General features: G+C 67.4%; 16 protein-coding genes. 4 read left to right on the forward strand and 12 right to left on the reverse strand.

The genetic code is table 11. The features are described 5' to 3' along the window. Window positions 1-693: 693 nt before the first annotated feature. Complete coding sequence (locus JMF82_RS00160) at window positions 694-2,298, forward strand: peptidase S10 (RefSeq protein ID WP_201312512.1); 1,605 nt, start codon at window positions 694-696, stop codon at window positions 2,296-2,298. 96 nt (window positions 2,299-2,394) lie between these two features. After that, window positions 2,395-2,766 (forward strand): nuclear transport factor 2 family protein, encoded by a 372-nt coding sequence (locus tag JMF82_RS00165; protein ID WP_201312513.1) that lies wholly within the window; start codon window positions 2,395-2,397, stop codon window positions 2,764-2,766. Window positions 2,767-2,950: 184 nt separating this feature from the next. Here JMF82_RS00165 and rpoD read toward each other — a convergent pair whose 3' ends face one another. Both rpoD and dtd read right to left on the reverse strand, forming a co-directional pair. Further along, window positions 2,951-4,810, reverse strand: a complete 1,860-nt coding sequence (gene rpoD / locus JMF82_RS00170; protein ID WP_201312514.1) for an RNA polymerase sigma factor RpoD — start codon at window positions 4,808-4,810, stop codon at window positions 2,951-2,953. A 166-nt stretch (window positions 4,811-4,976) separates the two neighbouring features. After that, window positions 4,977-5,417, reverse strand: coding sequence for a D-aminoacyl-tRNA deacylase (dtd, locus tag JMF82_RS00175; protein ID WP_201312515.1), 441 nt, complete (start codon window positions 5,415-5,417; stop codon window positions 4,977-4,979). Window positions 5,418-5,552: 135 nt separating this feature from the next. On the opposite strand from dtd, the gene JMF82_RS00180 reads away from it, so the two are divergent. Continuing rightward, window positions 5,553-6,449, forward strand: a complete 897-nt coding sequence (locus tag JMF82_RS00180) for a lipid A biosynthesis acyltransferase (RefSeq protein ID WP_201312516.1) — start codon at window positions 5,553-5,555, stop codon at window positions 6,447-6,449. Between the two features lie 23 nt (window positions 6,450-6,472). Here JMF82_RS00180 and JMF82_RS00185 read toward each other — a convergent pair whose 3' ends face one another. The 6 genes from JMF82_RS00185 to JMF82_RS00210 form a co-directional block, all read right to left on the reverse strand. Then, window positions 6,473-6,787 carry a hypothetical protein gene (locus JMF82_RS00185; RefSeq protein ID WP_201312517.1) on the reverse strand — a complete coding sequence of 105 codons (315 nt, stop codon included), beginning with the start codon at window positions 6,785-6,787 and terminating at the stop codon, window positions 6,473-6,475. A 4-nt stretch (window positions 6,788-6,791) separates the two neighbouring features. Beyond that, window positions 6,792-8,498, reverse strand: coding sequence for a glycosyltransferase family 39 protein (locus JMF82_RS00190; RefSeq protein ID WP_201312518.1), 1,707 nt, complete (start codon window positions 8,496-8,498; stop codon window positions 6,792-6,794). Window positions 8,499-8,718: 220 nt separating this feature from the next. Beyond that, window positions 8,719-9,762: a CDP-glycerol glycerophosphotransferase family protein gene (locus JMF82_RS00195; RefSeq protein ID WP_201312519.1), complete on the reverse strand. Its 1,044-nt coding sequence runs from the start codon at window positions 9,760-9,762 to the stop codon at window positions 8,719-8,721. Then, window positions 9,759-10,574: a glycosyltransferase family 2 protein gene (locus JMF82_RS00200; RefSeq protein WP_201312520.1), complete on the reverse strand. Its 816-nt coding sequence runs from the start codon at window positions 10,572-10,574 to the stop codon at window positions 9,759-9,761. Before JMF82_RS00200 ends, JMF82_RS00195 begins: the two co-directional genes overlap by 4 nt. A 77-nt stretch (window positions 10,575-10,651) precedes the next feature. Next, the gene (locus tag JMF82_RS00205) at window positions 10,652-11,626 is read right to left on the reverse strand and encodes a glycosyltransferase (RefSeq protein ID WP_201312521.1); all 975 of its coding nucleotides are present in this window, start codon (window positions 11,624-11,626) and stop codon (window positions 10,652-10,654) included. A 48-nt stretch (window positions 11,627-11,674) separates the two neighbouring features. Next, window positions 11,675-12,931: an O-antigen ligase family protein gene (locus JMF82_RS00210; RefSeq protein WP_201312522.1), complete on the reverse strand. Its 1,257-nt coding sequence runs from the start codon at window positions 12,929-12,931 to the stop codon at window positions 11,675-11,677. Between the two features lie 216 nt (window positions 12,932-13,147). Between JMF82_RS00210 and JMF82_RS00215 the strand changes: the two genes are divergently transcribed. Then, complete coding sequence (locus tag JMF82_RS00215) at window positions 13,148-14,257, forward strand: glycosyltransferase (RefSeq protein WP_201312523.1); 1,110 nt, start codon at window positions 13,148-13,150, stop codon at window positions 14,255-14,257. Between the two features lie 37 nt (window positions 14,258-14,294). Here the strand turns inward: JMF82_RS00215 and JMF82_RS00220 are convergent, their stop codons facing one another. The 4 genes from JMF82_RS00220 to def form a co-directional block, all read right to left on the reverse strand. After that, window positions 14,295-16,025, reverse strand: a complete 1,731-nt coding sequence (locus JMF82_RS00220; protein ID WP_201312524.1) for a glycosyltransferase family 39 protein — start codon at window positions 16,023-16,025, stop codon at window positions 14,295-14,297. 124 nt (window positions 16,026-16,149) lie between these two features. Beyond that, the gene (gene rsmB, locus JMF82_RS00225) at window positions 16,150-17,445 is read right to left on the reverse strand and encodes a 16S rRNA (cytosine(967)-C(5))-methyltransferase RsmB (protein WP_201312525.1); all 1,296 of its coding nucleotides are present in this window, start codon (window positions 17,443-17,445) and stop codon (window positions 16,150-16,152) included. A 170-nt stretch (window positions 17,446-17,615) separates the two neighbouring features. Further along, window positions 17,616-18,566, reverse strand: a complete 951-nt coding sequence (fmt, locus tag JMF82_RS00230; RefSeq protein WP_201312526.1) for a methionyl-tRNA formyltransferase — start codon at window positions 18,564-18,566, stop codon at window positions 17,616-17,618. A gap of 262 nt (window positions 18,567-18,828) precedes the next feature. Then, a complete protein-coding gene (gene def / locus JMF82_RS00235) occupies window positions 18,829-19,338 on the reverse strand; it encodes a peptide deformylase (RefSeq protein ID WP_201312527.1) in 510 nt (169 codons plus the stop codon). Between the last annotated feature and the right edge of the window lie 389 nt (window positions 19,339-19,727).

The following is a 19,727-nucleotide window of genomic DNA, read 5'->3' on the forward strand; positions in this document are numbered from 1 at the left end:
AGAATGAGGCGCCCATAAAGTCCATCGCGGCTCAGCGAAGTGGCTTTAAGTCCTCTTCGCATCGGCGCGTTGCGGTGTGGCGGCTCCGTTCGAGGTAGTAACGAGCACGCCACGGCTAACCTCGGTCGGCCGACGCTCCTATCCTGCATATCGCCATGAGCCTTGGCTCTGAAGGCCATTTTCTTTGGGTTACTTTTCTTTTGGGCCAGCAAAAGAAAAGTGACTCGGCGGTCCCACGGGACTAGCTTCGCGTCGCCGGCAGGACGTCGAAACGCCCGCTGCGTAAGCGGCACCCTGGCGGTAGCGGGGCTACCGAAGGCAATGGCCCGCTCTCATAAGAGCAATAAACGTGCAGACCACCGCGAAAGGCTGTCGCGCACAGGGTGCGCTCCTACAAAGGCCGGCAGGACGTCGAAACGCCCGCTGCGTCCCACGGGGACTTCCTACGGTCGTAAGCGGCGCCCTGGCGACAGCATGGCAACCGAAAGCAACACCCCTCTCTCACGAGAGCCACAACCATGCCGCCCACCGCGAAAGGCCATCGCGCACAAGGTGCGCTCCTACACACGGCAGAAATGGCGGAAAGGCGCGCCCCGGGCACCCCGCCAATGACTTCTGGCGTATGAAAACCCTCCCCCGCGCTCCCTAATCTGGCGGTCTCGCGCCCCGCGCCCTCCAAAGGTTCCACCCTCCATGCGCAAGCTCCCTCTCGCCATCGCCCTGGCGGCACTGACCCTCGGCACCGGTGCCTACGCGGCCGACAAGCACGACAAGGATCAGAAGCCCGACGACAAGCCCGACGCCGCGCTGCTCAAACCGCAGTCGTCGGAAACCTCGGGCACGGTGAAGGTCGAGGGCAAGAGCATCGACTACAAGGCGGTGGCCGGGACGCTGGTGCTGCATGGCAGCGGCGACAAGGAGAACGAGCCGCAGGTCAGCATGTTCTACGCGGCCTACTTCAAGAAGGGCGTGGAACCGGGCAAGCGTCCCATTACCTTCATCTACAACGGCGGCCCGGGTTCGGCCACGGTGTGGCTGCACATGGGTGCGTTCGGCCCCAAGCGCGTGGTGACCAGCGACGACTCGCATACGCCTGCCGCGCCCTATGGCCTGGTCAACAACGACTACAGCTTGCTCGACGCCTCCGATCTCGTCTTCATCGACGCGCCCGGCGCGGGCTTCAGCCGCCTGATCGCCGATGAGCAGGACAAGGGCAAGCGCGATGAGCAGATGAAAGATCGCAAGAAGCAGGTCTACGGGGTGGACGGCGACGGTCATGCGTTCGCGCAGTTCATCACCCAGTTCCTCTCCAAGTACAACCGCTGGAATTCTCCCAAGTACCTGTTCGGCGAAAGCTACGGCACTACCCGCTCGGCGGTGGTGGCGAACATCCTGGAGAACGAGGACAGCGTCGACCTCAACGGCGTGATCCTGCTCTCGCAGATCCTCGCCTTCGATACCAGCATCGACGGCGCGGCCAACAATCCGGGCGTGGACCTGCCGTATGTCGTCGGCCTGCCGACCTACGCGGCCACGGCCTACTACCACCACAAGCTGCCGCAGCAGCCGGCGGCGCTGGAGCCTTTCCTGCGCGAAGTGGAGCAGTTCGCGCTGACCGACTACGCCTCCGCCTTGATGGCCGGCTCGCGGCTCGACGACGCACGCAAGCAGGCCGTGGCGCAGCGGTTGCACCAGTACACCGGCCTGCCGGTGGCCTACCTGATGAAGGCCAACCTGCGCGTCGACGGCGGCATGTTCGAGCATGAGCTGCAGGCCGACGGCGACATCACCACGGGCCGCCTGGACACCCGTTTCTCGGGTCCGTCGCTCGATCCGCTGAGCAAGGCGTCCGAGTACGATCCGCAGTCCTCCTCGATCAGCTCGGCCTATGTGGCGGCATTCAACGACTACGTGCGCCGCGACCTGAAGTTCGGCGACGGCCAGAGCTACCGCCTGTTCGCGGACATCGACCACTGGGAGTTCTCGCACAAGGCGCCGGGCGCGACCGAGGCGTTGCAGCAGTCCACCAACGTGATGGGTGATCTCGCCACGGCGATGAAGACCAACCCGAACCTGCGCGTGTCGCTGCATGGCGGCTACTACGATCTCGCCACGCCCTACTTCGCGGCCGACTACGAAATGCACCACATGCCGATTCCGGTCAACCTGCAGAAAAACATCTCGTACGCCTGGTATCCGTCGGGCCACATGGTCTACGCGCACGAAGACTCGCTGAAGCAGCTGCACGACAACGTGGCGCGGTTCATCGGCGAAACCGACAACGTCGGCAAGCACTGACCTCACCGGCGCGGCGGCCATCCGCCGCCGCGCCTTCACGCCCGGATTCCAGGCGCGGCGCTAGGCTCACCAGACCCCTTTGCCGGAGTCGTCGCCATGAGTACCGAAGCCGTCGCCAAGCGCCTGGTCGCCATGTGTCGCCATGGCCAGTTCGAGGAAGCGCAGCACGAGTTGTATGCCAAGGACGCCGTCAGCATCGAACCCGAGTCGGCGGCGAATGGCCCGTTGGGCAACGTGAAGGGCCTCGATGCGATCCTGGAGAAAGGCAAGCGTTTCCAGGCGGGCGTGCAGCAGATCCACGGCATCGAAGTGAGCGACCCGTTGGTTGCTGGCAACTGGTTCAGCATCTCGATGACGCTCGATGTGACCATGAAGGAATACGGGCGCAACACCATGACCGAGATCTGCGTCTATCACGTCAAGGACGACAAGATCGACTCGGAGCAGTTTTTCTACGACATGGGGTGATGCGGGATCGCCCTTTGTAGGAGCGCACCCAGTGCGCGACCGCGAACCGTCAGGTCGCCACGTCCCGAACGCCGCACTGTCGTCCCGCAGGCCTATCGCGCACTGGGTGCGCTCCTACAGCGCCGCCCCCAAACAAAAAGCCCCGCTTTCGCGGGGCTTCCTGCAACTTGCACCAGCGTAGTGCTCAGTCGATGTCGAGGAACGAACGCAGCTGTTCCGAGCGGCTCGGGTGGCGCAGCTTGCGCAGCGCCTTGGCTTCGATCTGGCGGATGCGCTCGCGCGTGACGTCGAACTGCTTGCCGACCTCTTCCAGCGTGTGGTCGGTATTCATGTCGATGCCGAAGCGCATGCGCAGCACCTTCGCTTCCCTCGGGGTGAGGCCGGCGAGCACGTCGCGCACCGTTTCCATCAGGCCCGTCTCGGTGGCCGACTCGATCGGCGAGGACGCGTTGGTGTCCTCGATGAAGTCGCCAAGATGGGAATCCTCGTCGTCGCCGATCGGGGTTTCCATCGAGATCGGTTCCTTCGCGATCTTCAGCACCTTGCGGATCTTGTCCTCGGGCATGTCCATTTCCTTGGCCAGCTCCTCCGGCGTCGGCTCGCGGCCGAACTGCTGCAGCATCTGGCGGGAAATGCGGTTGAGCTTGTTGATCGTCTCGATCATGTGCACCGGGATGCGGATGGTGCGCGCCTGGTCGGCGATCGAGCGGGTGATGGCCTGGCGGATCCACCACGTGGCGTAGGTGGAGAACTTGTAGCCGCGGCGGTACTCGAACTTGTCCACGGCCTTCATCAGGCCGATGTTGCCTTCCTGGATGAGGTCGAGGAACTGCAGGCCGCGGTTGGTGTACTTCTTGGCGATCGAGATCACCAGGCGCAGGTTCGCCTCCACCATTTCCTTCTTGGCGCGACGGGCCTTGGCCTCGCCGATCGACATCGTGCGGTTGATTTCCTTGATGTCGGTGAGCGGCAGGAACAGCTTGCGCTCGATCGCGGCGAGCTTTTCCTGCTCGGCGTCGATCGCTTCCTTGTGCGGCTTGATGTTCGGCGACCACTTCTGGCGCTTGCGGCCCAGCTCGTTCGCCCACTCGAGGTTGCCCTCGTTGCTGGGGAACGCCTTGAGGAACTCGGCCTTGGGCATCTTCACGTGCTTGACGAAGATGTCCATCAGCACGCGCTCGTGGTGACGGATGTCGTTGACCACTTCGCGCAGCTTGCGCACGAAACCGTCGATCAGCGCGGACGGCAGCTTGAGCTTGAGGAACTCCTCGGCCATCTGGTCGCGCAGCTTGGTGACCTTCTTGTCGTTGATGTCGGTGGCCTTGGCGGCCGCCTTCTGGAACTTGCCGTAGAAGTCGCGCAGCAGCTCCATGCGGCGCTTGACCTCTTCCGGGTCCGGACCGGTCGGGCCGGTGTCTTCGTCTTCGCCGGAGGCGTCGTCGTCTTCTTCCTCGACTTCGGCGTCGGAATCGTCCACCTCGGCGTCGGCCAGGGCGGCCTGTGCAGCGTCGGCGGCTTCTTCCAGGTCGGCGAAGCCGGCCAGGATCTCGCTCAGGCGGCGCTTGCCGTCCAGGTGCTGGTCGTATTCCTCGAGCAGCAGCTCGATGGTCAGCGGGAAGGTGGCGAGCGCGGTCTGCACCTGGCCCAGGCCTTCCTCGATGCGCTTGGCGATGGCGATTTCGCCCTCGCGGGTCAGCAGCTCGACCGTGCCCATCTCGCGCATGTACATGCGCACCGGGTCGGTGGTGCGGCCCACTTCGGAGTCGACGGCCGACAGCAGGGCCACGGCTTCTTCGGCGGCGGCTTCATCGTCGGTGGACGCGCCCGGGGCGTTGTCCGACAGCGGGTCGGCATCCGGCGCGGCGTCGTGTACTTCGATGCCGACGCCCTTGAGCACCGCCATGATGTCTTCGATCTGCTCCGGATCGACGATGTCGTCGGGCAGGTGGTCGTTGATCTCGGCGTAAGTCAGGTAGCCCTGCTCCAGACCCTTGGAGATGAGCGCCTTGATTTCAGACTGTTGCTCAGGAGCTTTGTTATTCATACCTACCGCCGCGTATGCAGGAACCGATCAGTATACCCATGTGATGCTTTTTTGACCAGTTTTCAAGTGAAATAAACGGAACGACCGACACGCAAAAATCGCGCCAAATAGGCATCTTCCGGGGATTTTCTCGACAAAGGAGGAGGCGTGCCGTACCGGCCGGTGGTCATGGCGTCTCCAGCCAGAAAGTGACCGGACCATCGTTGACCAGATGCACCTTCATATGGGCGCCGAAGCGTCCGATTTCCACCCTGGGGTGCGCGGCGCGTGCCAGTTCCACCAGTCGATCGAACCAGCGCCGGCCTTCCTCGGGCGTTGCCGCACGGGTGAAGCTCGGGCGCATGCCCGAGCGGGTGTCGGCGGCTAGGGTGAACTGGCTGACCAGCAGCAGCTCGCCGCCGGTGTCGGCCAGCGAACGGTTCATGCGCCCCTGCCCATCGGCGAAAACCCGATAGCCCAGTAGGCGTTCCAGCATGCGTTTCGTGCGCGCCTCGTCGTCTCCGGGCTGCACGGCCACCAGGGCCAGCAGCCCGGGGCCGATGGCTCCCACGGTTTCGTTGTCGACATCCACGCGGGCGGACAGGACGCGCTGAATCAGGGCGATCATGGAAGGCATAAGGGCTGAAGTGGCCGGAAGCTTAGGGCCTGGCCAGCAGCGGCGATAGCCTCGGGCGCAGGCATGGCAACACGACCGCGCCGCGACCCGTGAACCGGCACGCGGGCCGGTTACACTGCGGCGCTCATGCGATTCGACATCACCCTCCTTTATCTCGTCCTGCGCCTGTTCGGAAAGCTGCCCCTGCGCACGCTGCACGGCCTGGGCGCCGCCATTGGCCGGTTCTCGCTGTGGCGCGATAGCCGCACCGCGCACAACACCTCGGTCAACCTGCGCATCGTCCGCCGCGGCCTCGACGAGGCCGCCCATGCGGCGTTGCTGCGCAAGGTGATGGAGGAAAGCGGCAAGTCGGCCGTCGAGATCGCCGGCATCTGGGGTCGCGATGCCGAGCGTGCGCTCGACCTGGTGCGCGAGGTGCGCGGCGAGGCGTTGTTCGACGCGGCCCTGGCCGCGGGCAAGGGCGTGATCATCGCCGCGCCGCACCTGGGCTGCTGGGAGCTGCTCAATTACTGGCTGTGCCGCAAGACGCCGATGGCGATCCTCTATCGACCACCGCGCATCGCCGCGGTGGAAGGCCTGCTGCGCAAGGTACGCGGTGCGCTGGCGCCGGAGCAGGTGCGCGCGGAAGGCGCCGGCGTGCGCACGCTGTACAAGCGCCTGGCCGCGGGCGGCACCGTCGGCATCCTGCCCGACCAGAAGCCGCGCGCGGGGGAAGGCGAGTTCGCGCCGTTCTTCGGCCGCGACGCGCTTACCATGGTGCTGTTGCCGCGACTGGCGGCGCGCACCGGGGCCACCGTGCTGTTCGCGTTCGCCGAACGTCTGCCGGAGGGCGCGGGCTATCGCATCCACCTGCTGCCCGCGCCCGAGGGCGTGGCCGATGCCGATCTCGCCGTGGCGTGCCGGGCCTTGAACCAGGGCGTGGAGCATTGCGTGGAGCTCGCCTTCGCGCAGTACCAGTGGCACTACAAGCGCTATTCGGCGGATGACCGCACCAGTCCCTACGATCACCCGGAAGTGATCTAGGGCGGCGCCCAGGCGCCGTGGCGTCAGCCCAGGCGCCTCAGGAACACCGTCATCTCTTTCTCGGCCTGCTTGTCGCCACGCGCCTGCGCCACGGCGATGCCTTGCCGCCAGGCCTCGGCGGCGCCGGGTTTGTCCTCCAGCGCGAGGCAGGCCTTGCCAAGCAGCTTCCAGGCCGCCGAGTAAGCGGGGTCGAACACCACCGCCTGCTTCAACTCGGCAGCCGCACTGGCCGCGTCGCCAGCGGCAAGCAGGGCGTTGCCCAGCGAGAAGCGCAGCAACGCGCCGTCGCGCGGACCACCGCATTGCGCGCGCAGGTTGGCGATCAGCGCGTCGTTCATGCCCTTACTGCAGGGCGCGGAAGCGCCACTCGTCGACCTGGTAGATGCGCGTCGGATGCGGCGGCTCGGCGGGCACGCGACCGGCGCGCAGGTCCGCCAGCGACCTGGCCGGCCAGATCACCACCCACGAGGAGCGGAACGGTTGCACCAGCAGCGGGTAGCGCAGGTCGGTCGGCTCCAGCTTTTCGGGCCGGGCCACGATCAGGCCGTCCGGGTGCTCCTGCGCGAATTTCTGCAGGGCGTCGCCTTCGCTCAGCCGCTCGATCGGCCGCGTGATGCGTCCTTCGAAATGGAACTGCCCCTCGTAGTTGCCCAGGTAGCCGATCGCCCGGCCCTCGCCGTCGGCGGCGCCCAGCAGGTGCGCGGACGGACGCAGGTCGAAGTTCTGCCACATGGTCAGGGTGAACAGCGCATTGAGCGCCAGCGTGCCGGCCAGGCCGGCGAAGGCGAGGCGACGCACCTCGCCGCGGCCGCGCACCAGCAGCAGCAAACCGAGCAGCACGAACACGATGCTGAAGAAGCGGCTGTAGCGCTGGGTACTGTCGAACCATTCGCCGTGCAGGTGGTTGTGCGCGACCAGCACCGGCAGCACGAACAGGAACACACCGAACAGGATGCCGCCCACGCCCAGCGGCCACGTGCCCAGCCATGCGCTGTTGGCGAGCTGCGGACGCTGGTCACGCAGCACGGCGACCGCGCCGGCGATCAGCAGCGCGCCACCGGCGAACTCCGGCAGCGGGTAATAGAGCTGCTTGCCGCTGATGAAGGAGAAACACACCATCACCGGCAGCAGCCAGCACAGCGCGAAGCGGATGCCGCTGTCGAGCGGACGGCGCAGCGTGACCAGCGCCGCCCAGGCGCGCGGCCAGCCGCTGAAGGGAAACAGCAGCGCCGGAATCATCGGCAGGTACCACCAGAACGGGCGGGCGTGGTCAAACGCATCCACCACGCGGCCGGCGGTCTGCGTGAAGAACAGGCGCTGGCGATAGGCCTCGCCGCCGGCAAAACCGGCGGGCAGCGCCCACGCCAGCAGCATGGCGCCGCCCAGCAGCACGGCGAGCGCGCCGCGCCCGTACCAGCGCGCGCGGTTGTCGCGCGCCCAGTCGTTCCACAGCGGGCCCAGCAACCACGGGAAGGCGACGTGCAGCAGCATCACCGGGCCCTTGGTCAGCAGGCCGGCGCCGATGCACAGGCCGAACAGCAGCCAGCGCGGTTCCGCGCGCTGCGGCTTGGGCGTCAGGCACAGCAGCGAGGCCAGCACGCACACGGCCAGCAGCACCTCGTACATGATCTGCAGGCCGAACAGGAACGCGTAGCCCAGCGCCAGCAGCATCCATGGCGCGCCCTTGGCCACCCACGGGCGATTCGGGAACAGCCGGTTCGCCAGCACCGATACCAGCACCAGCTGCGTGCCGCCGAAGATCACTTCCAGCACGCGCGGCCAGATGTCGTTGACGCCGAACACCGCCCAGCCGGCGTGGATCAGCCAGAACAGCAGCGGCACCTTCTCGCTGTACGGCTGGCCATTGATGTACGGCACCAGCCAGTGGTGGTGGTTCCACATTTCCCACGCCACGGCGAGCGTGCGGGTGGAGTACAGCGGCATCGGACCGTGCGAGAAGATCGCCAGCAAGGCGGCCAGGCCCCACAGCGGCAGCCACGGCCAGAGGGAGCGCAGGTGTTCGGAGCGGCTGTAGCTGCTGGATGCCACGGGCAGTCTTCTTGATGGGATTGAGACGATTCTATCCCGAGCCGTGGAGACCGGTTCGAACGGGAATTCAGGGAGGGCCATGCGGCCAAGCCCCGCTTCGCCGGTGCCTCATCCGTCCTCCGGCCGCCGGCGGGAGCAGGGGTTCGAGCGCTGGCCCCTCTCCCGTCGGGAGAGGGGGTGGGGTGAGGGTGCGGGCCCGCGCCCGCGCCGCCCCGACGCCTTAGACCGGCCCCCAGTAGCCGATGCGGCGGCGGATCTTCAGCTTTCGCCAGAAATTCCACGGCTTTCGGCGGCGGTTGCGGGCCCCGGCGGCGATGAAGCCGTCGATGGCCTTGAGGATGCGCTCGCTGGAATGACCGTCGCGGTACGGATGGATGGCATCACCGTACTCACGGATGGCCTGCATCAGCTCGGGCGGCCGGGACAGTGCCCGCTCGATCGCCGGCTCGAACTGGGCCGCGTCGTCAATGTCGATCAGCTGCGGGCCCGGGCGGCGGTTCTTGAAGGTCACCACCGGCTTGCCGGTGAGCAGGAACTCGTTGAGCGCGGACGAGGTGTCCGAGCACATCATGTCGACCTGCGGGAACAGCTCGAGGATGTTGTCGTTCTCGGCGAAGGTCAGGTACTCGTTCTGCAGCGCCTTGTACTTGGCGGTCGTCTCCGGGTTCATCTTCGGATGGAAGGTGACGATCCAGCGCCAGCGGCCATCGCGGGAGAGGCGCTTCACTTCCTCGTACAGGGTTTCGGCCGCGCTCCACGAGGGCGAGAAGGTGGAGTGGTAGAGGATCACGGGCGGCTGGCGCACGGGCGGGATCGGGCCGGTGATCTGCTTCATGAAAGGGTCGAGCTTGGGAAAGCCCGTTTCCACCACCGAAAAGTGGCCCACGCGGTCGGCGATCTCCTTGAACTTCGCCGTATCGCGCGGCCCGGTCGTGCAGTACAGGTCGAAGAAGCCGCGCACGTAGATATGCCGCGGCTTGCCCGCATCGAAGCCGTGGAAGGTTTCCACCTTCACGCCCGGGAAGAAGTGCGGCACCGCGTTGCTGGAGGTGATCACCGCGCGCGGCTTCCACGCACGCACTTCCTGCACGGTGAGCAGGCGCTCGCCTTCGACCAGGTCTTCCGCGCCGGGGCCGTCGAAGAACCACGCGGCCTCGTCGCCGCGCGCGCGGATCGCCTCCTGCACCGGGCGCAGGATGGCCAGCGCGTAGCGCTCGGAGCCGTAGAGGAGGTAATGCTGCTTGGGATCGGACTGCTTGCTCATCGATCGATACCGTGGCGGGTCAGTGCATCTGCCGCACTCTCGACCGAGGCGGGGTTTCGGCGCATCTCGTAGTACCGCATGCGCTTGTAGGCCGCGTACGAGGCGGCTGTCTGGGCGATCACGAATCCTCGCCAGCCGTCGAGGAAGGCGAGGCGGAAGATGTAATCCTTGATGAAGGCCAGCAGGTACACGAACGGCGTCTGCCACATGCGCACCGGCTTGTTCTTCTCCAGCCAGTCGCGGCATTTCAGCTCCGCGTAGCGCAGCACCTTGATCTGCTTCTGCGGCAGGCTGGGATTGTTCTCGTGGTTGAAGCGCGCATGCAGCGTGACCGACGGGCCGTCGAACACCAGCGATTCATGCACGCGCACGTCCTTCCAGCGCGCGCGGTCGCGGTGGAACAGGCGCGCCATCTTCTCGCCCATCGACGGCAGGTACCAGCGCATCGGCGCGCCCATGTAGATGGTGGCGCGGCGCAGGATCACGGCGCTGTTGTCGCTGGCCATCAGCTCGGGCAGGCGTCGCTCCAGCTCGGCGGCCAGTTCGGGCGAGAGGTATTCGTCGGCGTCCAGCGCCAGGATCCAGTCATGGCTGCACTGGGTGGTGGCGAAGTTGCGCTGCGCGCCGAACCCCAGCCAGTCCTGCTGCACCACGCGCGCGCCATGGGCCTGCGCGATGGCGATGGTGTCGTCGGTGCTGCCGCTGTCGATCACCAGCTTCTCGGCCGCGAACGGCACGCTGTCGAGGCAACGGGCGATGCTGTTCGCCTCGTTGTAGGTGATGACCACGAGGGTGAGGGGAAAGGTAGGCATGAGGAGATTCTAGAGGCGGCGGGAAGGCCAAGGCCACGAATCCGTGCCCGGGTGCTCCCTGCGCGGTGGTCGCCGGGTCAGAGCAGCTGCCGCAGCGCCGCGCCCAGCCGTGCATCGAAACCTTTCTGGTTGTCCACGTACCACGCGCGGGCAGCGGCCCCCAGCTGTTCCCATTCGGCCCGTTCCATGCGGCTGCAGCGCTCGACCGCGGCCTCCAGCGCGGCTTCGTCGAACAGGTAGCGGGTGGCGAGGTTGAGCGGGCCGTCCGGCGTCGCCGCGACCGGCATGCCGCGCGTGGCCGTCACCAGTTCGTTCATGGGTGGCGCGTCGCAGGTCAGCACCACGGCGCCGCAGCTCAGGGCCTCGACGATGTAGTGGCCCCAGCCTTCCGTCTCGGACAGGCACAGGTGGAACACGTGGCTGTTCTGCAGCGTGCGGATGTCGGCGATGTCGGCCACGTACTCGCGGCGATGCACGATGTTGGGCGCCGACAGGTCGGTATCCGGCCCGACGCCCGGTGCCTGCAGCACGTGCAGCATGGGCCACTCGGGATGCCGCCGCCATGTCGCCAGCAGGCGCTCGGTGCCCTTCATCCGGCTGGCGCCGGCCAGGTGCAGGAAGGTGGGCTCGCGCTCGCGCTCGCGCCGCAGGCAGTCCGTGCTCTGGAAGCCGATGGGCAACGTGCGCATGCCTAGTTGCTGGAAGATCCCGGTGGCTTCGCGCGTCTTGGTGAGCACGGCGTCGTATCGCGCCAGTTGCTTGCGGTCGCGCTGGGAAAACCACTCGGGATTGGGAATGAACGCATTGAGCCGCGCCAGCGGCAGGTGCTCGGGGCTGGCGTGTTCCAGCGTGATGTTGAGGTCGTACAGCGGCGCCTTGCGGCTGGCGTTCCAGCGCAGGGCAAGCTTTTGCCACCAGCGACGTTTCCGCGGTGCGCTCGCCGGCGTGAAGCTCACTTCGTGGCCCAGCTCGCGCAACGCCTCGCGCAGCAGCCGGATGTCATGGCTCAGGCCACGGTTGTTGTCCCACGCGATGAGGTTGATGCGGGCCATGGAGTCGCGCTGAAAGAGGGAAGTGGGGCCGCCGCCATGATGGCGCGGTCAGGCTCCGGTTGCGCGCAGGCGGCTGATCTGCACCGTCATGCCCAGCACCAGGAAGAAGAACAGCGAATGCGGCATGGAGCGATACAGCACGTTGTCCGTCAGCCCGCACAGCGCATACATCGCCACCGTCAGCAGGCCGACCATGGCCGAGACGGCCACGGCGTCATCAGGATCGAACACGCGCCGCGCGAACAGCACCAGCGGCATGCCGAACAGCAGCAGCAACAGGATCAGTCCGGGCACGCCGCCGGCCACCGCGGCCTCCAGGTATTCGCTGTGCGGGTGCTCGTACTTGGCGATGGAGTCGCTGGCCAGGCCGAGCTTCATCTGCGACTGCGTGTACTTGCCGAACTGGTCGATGCCCACGCCGGCCACGGGATGCTCGGCGAAGGCGCGCGTGGCGACCCGCCACATTTCCAGGCGTTCGCGCACGGCGCCCTGCGTATCGTTGCTGCTGTAGGTGCGTACTTCGTGCCCGATGGCATCGAAGCGGGCCACGATCTCGCCACGCATCAGCAGCACCGCGCCCGAGGCCACCAGCACCGCGCCCGCCAGCACGACCAGCGGCGCCCGCCACTGCCGCGTGCGGTAGATCGAGCAGCCGATCACCAGCGCGAATACGGGGGCGCAGGCCAGCAGCGGGCCGCGGCTCTGCGTCAGCAGCGCGCCGAACATGCCGAGCGCGGCGCATCCGGCATGGAAGACGCGCTCGGGCATCGCGAGCTGCGGCCGCAGCAGCTGGACCACGCCGCTCAGCGACAACACCAGCATGAACATGGCCAGCTCGATCACGCCCCAATCGCCGCCATCGATGCCCGAGGCGCGCTCGGCGCCCTGGAAATAATGCTGGTAGATGCAGACCAGGCCGAGCACGGCCGCCGCCATGCTGAGCCCGCGCCAGAACCACGCCAGCCGCAGCGGCTGGGTAAAGACCGCGGTAATGCCCAGGAACAGCAGGATGTGCGAAGGCAGGTCGAATTCGTTCCAGCGCAGGCCGTGGCCCAGGATGTTCGCCGCCGCAAACAGCACCAAGGCCCAGCACAGCCAGGTCACCGGACGCGCGCCGCGGTAGATGGCGCGGGCCTGCCGGTTGGCGATCAGCAGATACAGCCCATAGAAGAACAGCACGCCGACCAGGGCCACCTTGGCCCGGCCAGGCGTTGCGAATGAGAGGGGAAGCAGGGCCAGCAACAACGTGGATACCAGCGGGGCGATACGACGTTCGGCCGCGGTGGCAGGTGGAACTACTCTCATTCGATCCTCGATCAATGCCAGCCGGCGAAGCCAGCCCGACGCCATACATCCCGGCGTGCCGCTGCTCCGCTCGTGCCGAAGGGAACAGGAAACCGCCTATACAATCTATGACATTCTATGAGGAAAACCCGACTCCTCCCCTAGTACAAGAGAGATAGGGTTCATATCCCGGCAGATTCCTGCGGCGGATTCGTTGTCCTTCCTTGAGGCTTGGGCGTGAAGCTTTTGTTCACCAACTTCCACTCGGGTGATGGTGGAGGTCACACCACCTACATCCGCACGCTCGCCGCGGCCCTGGCATCGCACCACGAGATTCACGTCGCCGCCCCGCCCGGCAGCCGGCTCAATCGCGAGGCGCGAACCCTGCCCGGCGTATTCGTGCTCGACCAGCCCTTTCCCAACGGCCTGGGCCGGTGGCGCGCCCGACGGCGCGCCCGGGCGCAGCTTGCGCACTACCTGCGCACGCAAGCCTTCGACATCGTCCACGTGAACGGTTCGGCCGATCACCGGCTGGTGCTTTCGGCGATGCCCCCGAAGCGGCCCGCCCTGGTCTGGACCAAGCACAACTCCAAGCCGGTGCGCGGCATCGGCCATTGGCTGCGTGCGCGCCGCACCGACCAGGTGATCGCCGTGTGCGACTACACGCGGCGCGAACTGGCCGCGACGGCCTATCGGCGATGCCGCCTGTCCACCGTGCACAACGGCATCGATATCGACCACTGGTCGCCCTGGCCGGCGGGCGACGCCGCGGCGGAATCCGCCCGTTGGCGTAGGGATGACGACCTGCTCCTGCTTGGCAGCAACGCGGGCACGGCGGCCTACAAAGGCTGGCTGGATCTGCTGGAAGCCGTGGCCACGCTTGCGCCCGAGCTGCGCCGGCGCCTGCGTATCCTGATCGCCGGCGTGCCGCCCAAGGCGGCCGAGCGCGAGCGCGTGGCGGCGCTGGGGCTGCAGGACGCCGTGGTGTTTCCCGGCGTGCTCGCCGATCCACGCCCCATGGTGGCGGCGCTCGATGCGGGCTTCGTACTGTCTTACGACGTCGAGACCATCTCGTTCGCCTGCCGCGAGATGATGGCGATGGGCAAGCCGGTGCTGCTCAGCAACTACGCCGGCCTGCCGGAGAACCTGGCGGCGGGCCAGGATGGCTGGCTGGTTCCGGCGCGCGACAGGGCGTCCATCGCCGCCGCCGTCACGTCCATCCTGGAGCAGCGCTCGTCTTTGCCCGCCATGGGCGCCGCTGCCCGCGCGCATGCGGAGCGCGACTTCGGGCTTCCCCTGTTCATCCAGCGCACCGAAGCGGTCTACCGCGCGCTGCTGGCGGGATAGCCAGGGCGGTCGCCCGTGCGCGACCGCCGGCGGACGATCACTCGTCGACGGCGGCGGCCGGCAGGCGATCGATGCTCTCGTCAGGCAGGCAGCCCGGCACCACGGCATCGGCCTTGAACATCCACCATTCGCGGCGGTTCGCATGGCCCAGGCTGATCGCCTTGCTGCGGTCCACGCACTGGCCCATCACCGGGTCGAGCACGAACAGCCAGCGATGCGCCGGATCCTGCGCCTGCCACTTCACGCCGGCGGCGTATTGGTCGTGCCACGGCTGGGTGAAGCCGAAATCGACGGCCGGGTGGTTGAGCATCAGCAGGTTCTGTTCCTTCCACGCCACCATGCCGAGCTGGTCGCCGGCCGGCAGGCGATCGCGCACTTCCTGCATCACGCCCGTGGCGGAGCTGGAATCATTGAGGATCGGATAGGCCCAGAGGCCCAGCACCAGCCACATCGCCGCCATGCCGCCAGCCACCGCGGCCACGGCCCGGCGCACGCGCAGCGTGGCGACCAGCAGCAACAGGATGGCGCCGAGCGTGGTGCCCATCCACCACAAGGCGCGGCCGCCGTCCTCGAAGCCGCGGGCGATCGCGAAATCGGTGGTGAACTTCGGATGCACGGCCAGCCCCGCGATGCCTAGGCCGAGCATCGCCGCGCCCATCACGCCGATGAAGACCAGCCCCGCGATGCGCAGCCAGCGCTTCTGCAGCAGCTCGCCCAGGTACGGCGCGCTGACCAGCGCCAGCATCGGCAGCGCCGGCATGATGTAGACGTCGCGCTTGCCCTTGGGGATGGAGAAGAACACCAGCAGCAGCACGATCCAGCCCAGCGGCAGCAGGATGCGGGCATCCTTTTCCTTCAATGCGCGCCACCAGCGCGGCAGCGTGCCCGGGTAGGTCAGCGACAGCGGCAGCCAGGTGAACAGCACGATCGGCAGGTAGTACAGCACCGGGTGATGGTGGTCCCACGACTTGCCGTAGCGTCCCGCCGTCTGGTGGAACAGGATGTCGTTGACGTAGGCGGCGTAGGCCGGATCGTTCGCGTGCGCTTTCGCGCCCAGCAGCATCGGCACCAGCCACAACGCCATGGCCGCCAGCAGGGCGACGAGCCCAAGCGCCCAGCGCCACCACGCGCCCGCACCCATGCGCGCCACGCCGTTCCATTGGCCGAAGCTGGCGACGAGGTAAGGCACTAGCATCAACAGCGCGAGCACGCCCACGCCCTTGGTGATCACGCCGAGTCCCGCGCAGAAACAGCCGAACCAGAACGCCCGCCAGTTCGGACCCTTGAGGAGGTGCAGCAGCAGGCCCCAGTTCGCCGCGGTGATGTAGAACATCACCAGCGGATCGATCTGCGCGCGCTTGGTCTGGTAGACGAACTGGAACGTGATCAGCAGGGCCGACGCGGCATACAGGCCCACCTGGCGATTCCACAGGCGCCGCCCGAGGTCGTACACGCACAACAGGCAGCCCAGCGCGGCCAGCAGCGACGGCAGCAGGAACGCCAGGCGCCAGCTGCCGATCACGGTGTAGCTGGCGGCCTCCAGCCAGAACAGCATCGGCGGTTTGTCCGAGTACAGCTCGCTGCCGCGATGCGGAAACAGCCAGTCGCCGCTCTCCACCATCTGCTTGGCGGCCAGCGCAAAGCGCGGCTCGTCGGAAGGCCAGGGATCGCGCAGGCCCATGCCGGCGCCGATCACGACCAGGGCGATCAACAACAGCAGCCAGAACTGGCGGCGTTCCTGGGGGGTGGCTTGGGAGGTGGCGAGCATGCGTGGATTCCGGAGGCGGCATGGCCGCGTCACAAGCAGTTCTAAAGCGTCACGGGTCGCCGCTCAGGGCGCACCGGGCCGCGGTGGCATGGCTGCCATGCGCGCGGCGCGCGAAGCGGCGGCCTCAGGACTTCTCGAGCACCGCATAGTACATGCCGTCGAGGTCGCCATCGCCGGGCAGTACCTGCCAGCCCACCGCCGCCGGCTGTCCCGCGGGCAACGAGAAGCCCGCGGCACGGGCATCCTGGTGCCGTTCCAGCCAGTCGTTCACCACGGCCTCGTTCTCCTCGCGCAGCAGCGAACACGTGATGTAGAGGAGCTTGCCGCCCGGGGCGAGCAACGGCCACAGCGCCTCCAGGATGCGCCGCTGCTGCGCGACCAGGGGCGCGATATCGCTGTCGCGGCGGTGCAGGCGCACGTCGGGCCGGCGGCGCATGACGCCGGTGGCCGAGCAGGGAGCATCGATGAGGATGCGGTCGAAGGCCTGGCCATCCCACCAGGCGGGCGGATCGCCGGCATCGCCGATGACGATGTCGGCCTTGAGCCCAAGGCGATCGAGATTCTGCGTGATGCGCTGCGCGCGTTTGGGTTCGAACTCCAGCGCGGTCAGCGCGATGTCCTCGCGCTCCAGCAGGTGGCAGGCCTTGCCACCCGGTGCGGCACAGGCGTCGAGCACGCGTTGCCCACGCTTGAGATCCGCCAGGTCGCCGGCAATTTGCGCGGCGCCGTCCTGCACGGCGAACTCGCCGGCGGCGAAGCCCGGCATGCGGGTGATGTCCGTGCTGTGCGGAAGCACGATGCCGTCCGCCAGCCAGGGATGCGCATCCGCGGTATAGCCGTCCAAACGCAGGCGCTCGATCAACGACTCGCGATCGGTGCGCCGGCGGTTCACGCGCAGCATCAGCGGTGGCTCGAGGTTGTCCGAGGCCATTACGGCATCGGCCTGCGCGGGCCAGTCGCGCCCGATCGCCCTGGCGAGCCAGGCCGGGTGCGCGTGGCGCGTCTGCGGCTTGGCGTCGAGCGCCGCCAGCAGTTCGGCGCGTTCGCGCTGCCAGCGCCGCAGCACCGCATTGACCAGTCCGGCGAAGCGGGGCCGCTGCAACGCCTTGGCGGCCTGCACCGTCGCCGCCACGGCGGCATAGTCGGGCAGCTGCAGGATCTCCAGCTGCACCAGCCCCAGCACGAGCAGCGCATGGATGGTGGGTTCCTTCTGGCGCAGCGGCTTGTCCAGCAGGCGGTCGAGCGCCGCATCGAAGCGCAGCCACCAGCGCGCACCGTCGCTCAGCAGCGCCATCAGCAGGGCGCGGTCACGCGCGTCGGGCAGCTTGGGCGCATAGCGCTCCATCGCGTCCCGCAGCGAGGCGCCACGCAGGGCGACGTCGGCGAGAGCTTGGGCGGCGAGGGCGCGGGTATCGGTCATGGGCAGAAAGTAGCGGAGAGGTGTGAGAAGCGGGAGTCAAGGCCATAACCCTCAGGTCCGGCATGCCGGCGGACGTATCGTCGGGCTGTCGCGAGAGCCCGTGGGCCGTTCTTTCGCGACAAGCCGGCGTTGCCGCCACTGGGCTCCGGCCCGCGCCGGAGCGACGGTGTTCAGGTGCCGCGGGTCTTGGTGGCGTTGAGGTAGTCGGCCGCCGTGATGCGCTTGCCGCCGGCGCGCTGCAGCGCCGTCACGCGCAGTGCGCCTTCGCCGCAGGCGATGTCGATGCCGTCGCGAGTCACGCTCAGCACGCTGCCGGGCGCGGCGCCGGGCTGCCCGTGGACGGCTCGCGCGGCCCAGATGCGTAGCATTTCACCCGCGACCTCGCCTTCGGCCACCGGCCACGGATCGAACGCGCGCACCTGGCGTTCCAGTTCAATCGCCGGCCGCGCGAAGTCCAGTCGCGCCTCGGCCTTGTCCAGCTTGTGGGCATACGTGACGCCCTCGTCGGGCTGCGCGCGCGATGCCAGCGTCTCGCCGGCGATCACCCGGGCGAGGCCTTCGGCGAGCACGTCCGCGCCGAGCGCCGCGAGGCGGTCGTGCAGCGAGCCGCCGGTGTCCTCACGGGTGATCGGCGTGCGGCGTTCCAGCAGTACCGGACCGGTGTCGAGGCCGGCCTCCATCTGCATCAGGTCGACGCCGCTCTCGGCATCGCCCGCGAGGATCGCGCGCTGGATCGGCGCCGCCCCACGCCAGCGCGGCAGCAGGCTGGCGTGAACGTTCCAGCAGCCCAGGCGCGGAATCGCCAGCACCTTGCGCGGCAGGATCAAGCCATAGGCCACCACGACCATGAGGTCCGGCGCGTAGGCGGCAAGCGTGGCCTGCGCGTCGGCGGACTTCAGCGATTGGGGCTGCTCGACCGGGATACCAGCCGCCTCGGCGGCCTGCTTCACCGGGCTCGGCGTCAGCTTGCGGCCGCGTCCCGCGGGGCGGTCGGGCTGGGTATACACGGCCACCACCTCGGCGCCGCTGGCGCGGCAGGCCTGGAGGCAGGGTACGGAAAAGTCGGGAGTGCCCGCGAAAACGACGCGGAGCTTAAGGCGACGCTGACCAAGTATCACCATCGTCACCCGTTCTGTCTGTTTGCAGGCCACAGGAACGACGGCGAAGGCAGACTGGCCGTCTGTCTAGACGGCGGGCCGAAGGCCTGCGGACAGACAGAACGGGCCCCAGCTGATTGAATTTCAAATGATGGGGTGATGCCTGGAAGGCCCGCGGGCTGCGCCGCGCGGCTTGGCAAGACGGCCAGTCTTCCCGGCGACACTCGGCGCAGCCCGCGGGCCTTCCAGGCATCATGACGATGGCGATACTTGGTCAGCGTCGCCTTCAAGCGCTGGCCGCCTGCTTGCGCTGCTTTTCCAGGCGCTTGAGCAGCATGGAGCGCTTGAGCGGCGAGAGGTAATCCACGAACACCTTGCCGGCGAGGTGGTCCATCTCGTGCTGGATGCACACGGCCAGCGGGCCTTCGAACTCGCGTTCGATGGTGTTGCCGTCCACGTCCTGCGCCTTGACCTTGACCTTGAGCGCCCGCGTCACGTCGGCATAGATGCCGGGAAACGACAGGCAGCCTTCCTGGTAGACCTGCGCGCCGTCCTTCTCGACGATCTGCGCATTGATGAGCGCGAGCGGCTCGTTGCGCTCCTCGCTCATGTCGGCAACCAGCACCTGCTGGTGCACATTGACCTGGGTGGCGGCCAGTCCCACGCCGTTGGCGTCGTACATGGTCTCGAACATGTCGGCCACGAACTGCTTGAGGTCCGCGTCGAAAACGCGCACGGGCTCGGCCTTGGTGCGCAGGCGGGGATCGGGAAATTCGATGATGGTCAGGACGGACATGGCTTTAACCTCAAGCGCTCAAACTGCGGGCGAATTGGTGAAAACCAAGCCCGGGCGCGATCTAGAATGACAGCGTTTGCTCAGCATCTGCACGTCACCCGCGTTGTGCTGGTAGGGCCGCTACGGGGCAGTGCGTGGCGAAGCGCCTGACTGGTGGTCAGGTCGAGCCGCGCGGTGTCCCGTAGCGGCCCTACCAGCACAACCCTTCGGGCCGGACTGTTTGCCCGCCTGACCGCGTCATCACTCGGTTGTGTATCGACATACACGCCCTCGTTCTTCCTTGTCATGCGGGCAAACAGTCTCGGCGCGGGTCACGTGCAGATGCTGAGCAAGCGCTTTATTGTACGCCGCCAACTGCCCGGAAGGCATGCCGTTTTGCCAACTGGACA

It is taken from the genome of Dyella sp. EPa41 (assembly GCF_016586165.1).
Taxonomy (GTDB): domain Bacteria; phylum Pseudomonadota; class Gammaproteobacteria; order Xanthomonadales; family Rhodanobacteraceae; genus Dyella.

Excerpts from the sequence above, each read along its gene's own strand:
- JMF82_RS00205 (WP_201312521.1), bottom strand. The coding sequence starts at position 11,626 with ATGGCCCGCATCAACCTCATCGCGTGGGACAACAACCGTGGCCTGAGC.
- def (WP_201312527.1), bottom strand. The coding sequence starts at position 19,338 with ATGTCCGTCCTGACCATCATCGAATTTCCCGATCCCCGCCTGCGCACC.
- JMF82_RS00180 (WP_201312516.1), top strand. The coding sequence starts at position 5,553 with ATGCGATTCGACATCACCCTCCTTTATCTCGTCCTGCGCCTGTTCGGA.
- JMF82_RS00195 (WP_201312519.1), bottom strand. The coding sequence starts at position 9,762 with ATGAGCAAGCAGTCCGATCCCAAGCAGCATTACCTCCTCTACGGCTCC.
- fmt (WP_201312526.1), bottom strand. The coding sequence starts at position 18,566 with ATGGTGATACTTGGTCAGCGTCGCCTTAAGCTCCGCGTCGTTTTCGCG.
- dtd (WP_201312515.1), bottom strand. The coding sequence starts at position 5,417 with ATGATCGCCCTGATTCAGCGCGTCCTGTCCGCCCGCGTGGATGTCGAC.
- JMF82_RS00210 (WP_201312522.1), bottom strand. The coding sequence starts at position 12,931 with ATGAGAGTAGTTCCACCTGCCACCGCGGCCGAACGTCGTATCGCCCCG.
- JMF82_RS00185 (WP_201312517.1), bottom strand. The coding sequence starts at position 6,787 with ATGAACGACGCGCTGATCGCCAACCTGCGCGCGCAATGCGGTGGTCCG.
- rpoD (WP_201312514.1), bottom strand. The coding sequence starts at position 4,810 with ATGAATAACAAAGCTCCTGAGCAACAGTCTGAAATCAAGGCGCTCATC.
- JMF82_RS00160 (WP_201312512.1), top strand. The coding sequence starts at position 694 with ATGCGCAAGCTCCCTCTCGCCATCGCCCTGGCGGCACTGACCCTCGGC.
- JMF82_RS00165 (WP_201312513.1), top strand. The coding sequence starts at position 2,395 with ATGAGTACCGAAGCCGTCGCCAAGCGCCTGGTCGCCATGTGTCGCCAT.
- rsmB (WP_201312525.1), bottom strand. The coding sequence starts at position 17,445 with ATGACCGATACCCGCGCCCTCGCCGCCCAAGCTCTCGCCGACGTCGCC.
- JMF82_RS00220 (WP_201312524.1), bottom strand. The coding sequence starts at position 16,025 with ATGCTCGCCACCTCCCAAGCCACCCCCCAGGAACGCCGCCAGTTCTGG.
- JMF82_RS00200 (WP_201312520.1), bottom strand. The coding sequence starts at position 10,574 with ATGCCTACCTTTCCCCTCACCCTCGTGGTCATCACCTACAACGAGGCG.